We start from the raw sequence: 6,764 nt of genomic DNA, 5'->3' as shown, positions 1-6,764 counted from the left end.
CCCCTATATCTCCGGGCTTTCCCTCAACCTGGCCGTGATTGTCCGCAATCCGGTCAGCGACAAGGAACTGTTCGCCCGCGTCAAGGTCCCGGACCAGCTCCCGCGCCTCGTCTCGATCGACGGACCGCGTGCCGGCGCGGTCCCGGGCCGGGTGGCACGCTTCATCGCGCTCGAAGAGGTCATCGCGGTGCATCTGGACAAGCTGTTCCCCGGAATGGAAGTCATGGAGCACCACACCTTCCGCGTCACCCGCAACGAGGACGTGGAAGTCGAAGAGGACGACGCCGAGAACCTCCTGCAGGCACTTGAAAAAGAACTGCTGCGCCGCCGCTTCGGCCCGCCCGTCCGGCTTGAGGTCACCACGGACATCAACCCGAACATCCGCGCGCTCCTGGTGCGGGAACTCGGCGTCGAGGAATCCGAGGTCTACTCCGTTCCGGCTCCCCTGGACCTCCGGGGCCTGTCGGTCATCGGCGGAATTGACCGCGCCGACCTCCACTACCCGAAGCACGTGCCCCACACCTCGCGGTACTTGAACGAATCCGAGACATCCAAGGCCGCCAACGTCTTCGCGGCGATGCGCCGCCGCGACATCCTGCTGCACCACCCGTACGACTCGTTCTCGACGTCGGTCCAGGCCTTCCTGGAGCAGGCGGCCGCCGACCCCAAGGTCCAGGCCATCAAGCAGACCCTGTACCGCACTTCCGGCGATTCCCCCATCGTGGACGCACTGATCGACGCTGCCGAGGCCGGCAAGCAGGTCCTGGCCCTCGTGGAGATCAAGGCCCGCTTCGACGAGCAGGCCAACATCTCCTGGGCCCGCAAACTGGAGCAGGCCGGCGTGCACGTGGTGTACGGCATCGTGGGACTCAAGACGCACTGCAAGTTGTCCCTTGTTGTCCGCCAGGAAGTGGATGGCCTCCGCAGGTATTGCCACATCGGCACGGGCAACTACCACCCGCGGACGGCCCGCTACTACGAGGACCTTGGCCTGTTGACCTCCAATGAGCAGGTGGGCGAGGACTTGTCCAAGCTCTTCAACCAGCTCTCCGGCTATGCTCCGAAGTCGACCTTCAAGCGGCTCCTCGTGGCGCCGCGCTCAGTGCGGTCCGGATTGATCGACAGGATCGAGACCGAGATCCGCAACGCCCGGGCGGGAATTGCCGCCAAGGTCCAGATCAAGGTCAACTCCATGGTTGACGAGGCCACCATCGATGCCCTCTACCGCGCATCGCAGGCCGGCGTAAAGGTTGACGTCATTGTCCGCGGCATCTGCTCGCTGCGTCCGGGAGTTCCTGGACTCAGCGAGAACATCACGGTCCGCTCCATCCTGGGCCGCTTCCTGGAGCACTCGCGCGTGTTTGCTTTCGCCAATGCCAACGATCCCGTGGTCTACATCGGCTCCGCGGACATGATGCACCGCAACCTCGACCGCCGGGTCGAGGCCCTGGTGCAGCTCTCCAGCCGCGAAGATACAGCCGAGGTCATGGATCTGCTGCGCCGTTACATGGACCCCGGCACTGCCAGCTGGCACCTCGACAACGAAGGCCACTGGACCAGGTTCCACCAGGCCGAGGACGGCTCGCCGCTTCTGGACATCCAGTCCTGGCTGCTTGCCTCCCGGTCCCGCCAACGTGCAGTTGCCCGGCGGTAGGCAGCGAAAAGTTGAAGAGCGATACACCTATTGCGGACCAGACGGACCATCCGGGGGAGCCGATCGCCGTCACGGCGGCCGGCGCCATTCCTTGGCGCGTCACCAAGGGCACCCTTGAGGTCCTGCTGATCCATCGGCCCAAGTACGACGACTGGTCCTGGCCCAAGGGCAAGCTCGACGCCGGGGAAACCATCCCGGAGTGCGCCGTCCGCGAGATCAGGGAAGAGATCGGCCTCAAGGCTGCCCTCGGGATTCCGCTTCCTCCGACGCACTACCATGTGGCGGCCGGGCTGAAGGTGGTGCACTACTGGGCGACGCAAGTCAACGGGTCCATCATCAAGCCGGACGGCCAGGAAGTGGATGCCTACATGTGGGCCGCGCCGGACAAGGCGGCACGTTTCCTGAGCAACCCGACGGATGTGGGCCCCCTCCAGGCGTTGGCGAAGGCCCACCTCAATGGTGAGCTGGAAACGTGGCCCCTGATTCTGGTGCGCCATGCCAAGGCCAAGCCGCGATCCTCCTGGACCAAGGCAGAGGGCAGCCGGCCGCTGGCCGTGACGGGCCTGCGCCAGGCACTGGCAGTCGAACGGCTTCTGGGCGTGTGGAAGCCGCTGCGGATCGTGAGCAGTCCCTGGGCCAGGTGTGTGTCCACCATCGCGCCTTACGCCAAGTCAGCCGGAGCCAAGGTGAAACTTGTGGAGGCCCTGACGGAACACCATCACCAGCGGAGCCCGAAGAAGACAGCCGCGATCGTCGAGGGCTTATTCGACAAGCAACGCGGGGTTGCGCTCTGCACCCACAGGCCGGCACTCCCCACCGTCCTGAAGACGCTCGGCGAGCGGATGGGCCCCGAGCTTCACGAGATGCTGCCGGCCCAGGATCCGTACCTGGCGCCTGGCGAGATGATCGTGTGCCATGTGGCCCGCGGAAACGGCCAGCGCGTAGTTGCCGTGGAACAGATCAAGCCCTTCGATGACTGACTCCAGTAAGCTGGGTGCGTGAGCATCCCAACCCCATATGAAGACCTCCTGCGCGACGTCATGGCCAACGGCACGCACAAGTCGGACCGCACGGGCACCGGCACTCGGAGCGTTTTCGGCCGCCAGCTGCGTTTCGATTTAAGCCAGGGTTTCCCGCTCATCACCACCAAGCGGGTCCACTTCAAATCCCTCGCGCTGGAACTCTTGTGGTTCCTCCGCGGCGAGTCGAACGTGAAGTGGCTCCAAGAGCAGGGCGTCACCATCTGGGATGAGTGGGCAGACGCTGATGGCGAACTCGGCCCGGTGTACGGCGTGCAGTGGCGCAGCTGGCCGACTCCCGACGGCGGGCACATTGACCAGATCGCAGAGCTCATGAAGGGCCTGGCCGCCAACCCGGATTCGCGCCGGCACATCGTTTCGGCCTGGAACGTGTCCGAGATCAAGGACATGGCGTTGCCGCCGTGCCACGCGTTCTTCCAGTTCTACGTTGCCGACGGCAAGCTGTCCTGCCAGTTGTACCAGCGTTCCGCCGACATGTTCCTGGGCGTTCCTTTCAACATCGCCTCCTACGCGTTGCTGACCTGTATGGTGGCCCAGCAGCTGGGCCTCGAGCCCGGCGATTTCGTCTGGACCGGCGGGGACGTCCACGTTTACGACAACCATGTGGAGCAAGTCACCGAACAGCTCTCCCGGGAGCCTTACGAGTACCCGCAATTGCGCTTCGCCCGCAAGCCGGACTCGATCTTCGACTACACCTTCGAGGATTTCGAAGTAGTCGGCTACCGGCACCACCCCGCGATCAAGGCGCCCGTGGCGGTATGAACGCCCAGGAAACTCCCGCCGCGGAGTCGCCTTCCCCCGGGGAGGCCGCGGAAACGCTCAACGGAATCGGCCTCGTGTGGGCACAGACCGGCAGTGGAGTGATCGGCAAAGGCGGGACCATGCCTTGGCACGTTCCCGAAGATTTGCAGCACTTCAGCCGGCTGACAACCGGGCATCCCGTCATCATGGGCCGGAAGACCTGGGAGTCTTTCCCCGCAAAGTACCGTCCCCTGCCCGGCCGCACCAACATCGTGGTGACCCGGCAGCACGGCTGGGCGGACACGCCCGACGCACGTGGCGCCGTCGTCGTCTCCTCGCTTGACGCAGCGCTCCTCGAGTCCCAGTTCGCACCTGGCGGCCAGAACGTCTGGATCATTGGCGGGGGCGAGATTTACCGGCAGTCCATGGACATCGCGAATGTCGCCGTCGTCACGGTCATCGATTCCGACACCGACGGCGACACGTTCGCGCCGGAGTTCGGCGAGGCCTGGAACCTTGAGTCGACAGAGCCGGCTGATGGTTGGCTGACCTCCAAGAACGGCACCAACTACCGGATCGCCACGTGGCGCCGGACGGAAGACTGAGAATGCTGAAGAAACCTGAGACCCTGTTCGTGCTCGGCTACATGTTGTTGCCGCTCTTCGCGCTCCTGTCCGCGATCGTCGGGCTCACTATGATCCTGGGCGGCAATAAGATCCTGGGGATCATCGTCCTGGTGGTGGTGACCCAGGTCTTCGCTTTTGGCGCGTTCTACGCCCTGCGCGCCCGCAAGGCGGCCCTGCTGGAAGAGCCCGACTCCGGCAAGTAAGGCTGTGTGCCCTGCCCAAGTAACTCGCATTTGTTGTCGTTTTGAGCGCCCAAAACGACAACAACTGCGAGTCAGTTGGGTCGTGACGTAACCGACAGCGGCCGGGAGCCGCGAAAGTCTAGACTGGTTCAATGACTACAGCAGCTAATCCGTCCGTTGGACTGGTCGGTTGGCGTGGCATGGTCGGCTCCGTCCTGATGCAGCGCATGCAGGAAGAGGGCGACTTCGCCAACATCAACCCGGTATTTTTCTCCACCTCGAACGCGGGAGGTGCCGCGCCGTCATTCGCCGACGGCGCAGGCAAGCTCGAGAACGCGTTCGACATTGAGACTCTTGCCAAGCTGCCGATTATTGTCACTGCCCAGGGCGGCGACTACACGAAGCAGGTCCACGGCGAGCTTCGCAGCCGCGGCTGGGACGGGCTCTGGATCGATGCCGCGTCCACGCTGCGCATGAACGATGACTCCATCATCGTGCTGGACCCCATCAACCGGGACGTCATCGACGCCGGACTGTCCGGCGGCGTGAAGGACTACATCGGCGGCAACTGCACCGTCTCGTGCATGCTCATGGGGCTCGGCGGCCTCTTCAAGAACAACCTGGTCGAGTGGGGTACCTCCATGACCTACCAGGCGGCGTCGGGCGGCGGTGCCCGCCACATGCGCGAACTGCTGAACCAGTTCGGCACCCTCAACAACGAAGTCAGCAGCGAACTGGAGGATCCTGCCTCGGCGATCCTGGAAATCGACCGCAAGGTCCTGGCGACCCAGCGCTCCGGCGTCGACGCCACCCAGTTCGGCGTGCCGCTGGCCGGCTCCCTGATCCCGTGGATCGACGCCGACCTCGGCAACGGCCAGTCCAAGGAAGAATGGAAGGCCGGGGTGGAAACCAACAAGATCCTCGGCACCGCCAACGGAAAGCCGGGCAAGGACCACGTTGTCATGGACGGGCTCTGCGTCCGTATCGGCGCCATGCGCTCCCACTCCCAGGCACTGACGCTCAAGCTGCGCGAGGACTTGTCCGTCGCCGAAATCGAGAAGCTCCTGGACGCTGACAACGAGTGGGCCAAGGTTGTGCCGAACACCAAGGAAGCCTCCATGGCGGACCTCACCCCGGTTGCTGCCTCCGGCACTTTGGAGATTCCGGTCGGCCGCATCCGCAAGCTCGAGATGGGCCCCGAATACATCAGCGCCTTCACCGTGGGCGACCAGCTCCTCTGGGGCGCTGCCGAGCCGCTGCGCCGCATGCTGAAGATCGCTACCGGCACCCTCTAGCAGTCCTGCTTTCACCAACTAACTCGCAGTTGATGTCGTTTTGAACGCTCATAACGACATCAACTGCGAGTAAGTTGGGTGCCTCAACGCTCCATGAAGCGCAGGTACTTGGCGGCCTGGAGCTCGAAGGACCGTTTGGCCGCTGGTGTCAGGCCTTCCGGGGCGAACGGTTCGGGAACGACGACGGCGGTGCGGCCAGTGCCGCTGCGGGACCAGGTGCCCACCACTTCGCCGCCGGACACAATCATGCGTTTGAAGACCCCGTTGCCGCCCGGAACGACCTTCTGGAAATGCTCCGGAGGCAGGACAAGGCTGCGGTCCGTATACCCGAGCAGGAATTCATCGAACCCCGGCAAAGCGAGGACGGTCCGCGAGCCGGGAACGCCGTCGTCGAGCAATGCGGCCGTCTCTCGCGACAGCCAAAAGGACGTTGCACCAAAGACGAGCTCAACGAGTTGGCTGCGAATAGCCTCGTGGGCTGCCCGGACCTCGGATTTGGGGATCTGGGTCCACCACGCGAAGTCTTGGAGCGTGGCCGGTCCGTGACTACGCAGATACCTGAGCAGAAATTCGGCAATCCCTTCTTCCCGCCCCAAGATCTTGGATTCCGGAATCCACTCGTCGAAAGCCACGAACAGTTGCTGTCCAAGGGCTTTGCCCGCCGTCCCCGCCGGAGGTCCTTGGACCAGCCACGCGTTCTGGCACAGGATCCAGAGCAAATGGATCCCCCGTTGGGCCGCGGTCACTTGGCCCGCGGATTCGAAGATCTTGAAAAGTTCCTCGCGCGTGGCGCCCGGGCTGCCAGCGACGCGTTCAAGGGCAAGGTCGCGGCAGGCGGCGATGTCTGCCTTTTCGATGCCGAGTTCCCGGTGCCGTGCGGCAACCGAACGCATGGACCGCTCCGTGGTGATGCCCAGGATCCAACGCAAGTCCTGCGGCGGAACCAGGTGCAGCGTGCCCCTCATGGGCCAGGACCGGACCACGGTGCCGTCCTCCAATGCTTCCAGCACTTTCGAGAGGCCGGAACCGGGGACGCGCTGGCCCACTGCCCAGAACGCCGAGGCAAGGTCCTGGGCCTGCATGGCACCCATCGTGGAGACGCATTCCTCCGGGCTGCTGAATCCCCCAAGCAATCCTTGGCTAGCGAGGCGCAGCCTGCCCATGACTTTGGGAGTGACCCGGATCTTCGCCGAAGCTGACATGGCCCCATCATAGGACGCTTGGCG

General features: G+C 64.2%; 7 protein-coding genes. 6 read left to right on the top strand and 1 reads right to left on the bottom strand.

The annotated features are described in order from the left end of the window. From ppk1 to asd, 6 genes are all read left to right on the top strand, one after another. A partial coding sequence (gene ppk1 / locus AC3WJM_RS20990; protein WP_492272858.1) for a polyphosphate kinase 1 occupies nucleotides 1–1,654 on the top strand: 1,654 nt, incomplete at its 5' end. Between the two features lie 11 nt (nucleotides 1,655–1,665). Continuing rightward, entirely contained in the window at nucleotides 1,666–2,634 is a 969-nt protein-coding gene (locus AC3WJM_RS20985; protein ID WP_059387338.1) for an NUDIX hydrolase, read from the top strand. Between the two features lie 18 nt (nucleotides 2,635–2,652). Further along, a complete protein-coding gene (locus tag AC3WJM_RS20980; protein WP_059387337.1) occupies nucleotides 2,653–3,456 on the top strand; it encodes a thymidylate synthase in 804 nt (267 codons plus the stop codon). Next, nucleotides 3,453–4,040: a dihydrofolate reductase gene (locus tag AC3WJM_RS20975; protein WP_284991811.1), complete on the top strand. Its 588-nt coding sequence runs from the start codon at nucleotides 3,453–3,455 to the stop codon at nucleotides 4,038–4,040. The genes AC3WJM_RS20980 and AC3WJM_RS20975 overlap by 4 nt, the downstream gene beginning before the upstream one ends. Nucleotides 4,041–4,042: 2 nt before the next feature. After that, nucleotides 4,043–4,264, top strand: a complete 222-nt coding sequence (locus tag AC3WJM_RS20970) for an NF038396 family protein (RefSeq protein WP_437771080.1) — start codon at nucleotides 4,043–4,045, stop codon at nucleotides 4,262–4,264. 131 nt (nucleotides 4,265–4,395) lie between these two features. Beyond that, nucleotides 4,396–5,538 (top strand): aspartate-semialdehyde dehydrogenase, encoded by a 1,143-nt coding sequence (gene asd, locus AC3WJM_RS20965; RefSeq protein ID WP_492272857.1) that lies wholly within the window; start codon nucleotides 4,396–4,398, stop codon nucleotides 5,536–5,538. Between the two features lie 83 nt (nucleotides 5,539–5,621). On the opposite strand, the gene AC3WJM_RS20960 is transcribed toward asd, so the two are convergent. Next, a complete protein-coding gene (locus AC3WJM_RS20960) occupies nucleotides 5,622–6,740 on the bottom strand; it encodes a winged helix DNA-binding domain-containing protein (RefSeq protein ID WP_492272856.1) in 1,119 nt (372 codons plus the stop codon). Nucleotides 6,741–6,764: the final 24 nt, after the last annotated feature.

The organism is Arthrobacter sp. FW306-1B-G06A (genome assembly GCF_058781765.1).
The sequence above is the reverse complement of the archived record's forward strand: the minus strand, read 5'-3'. Positions and strand labels throughout refer to the sequence as shown.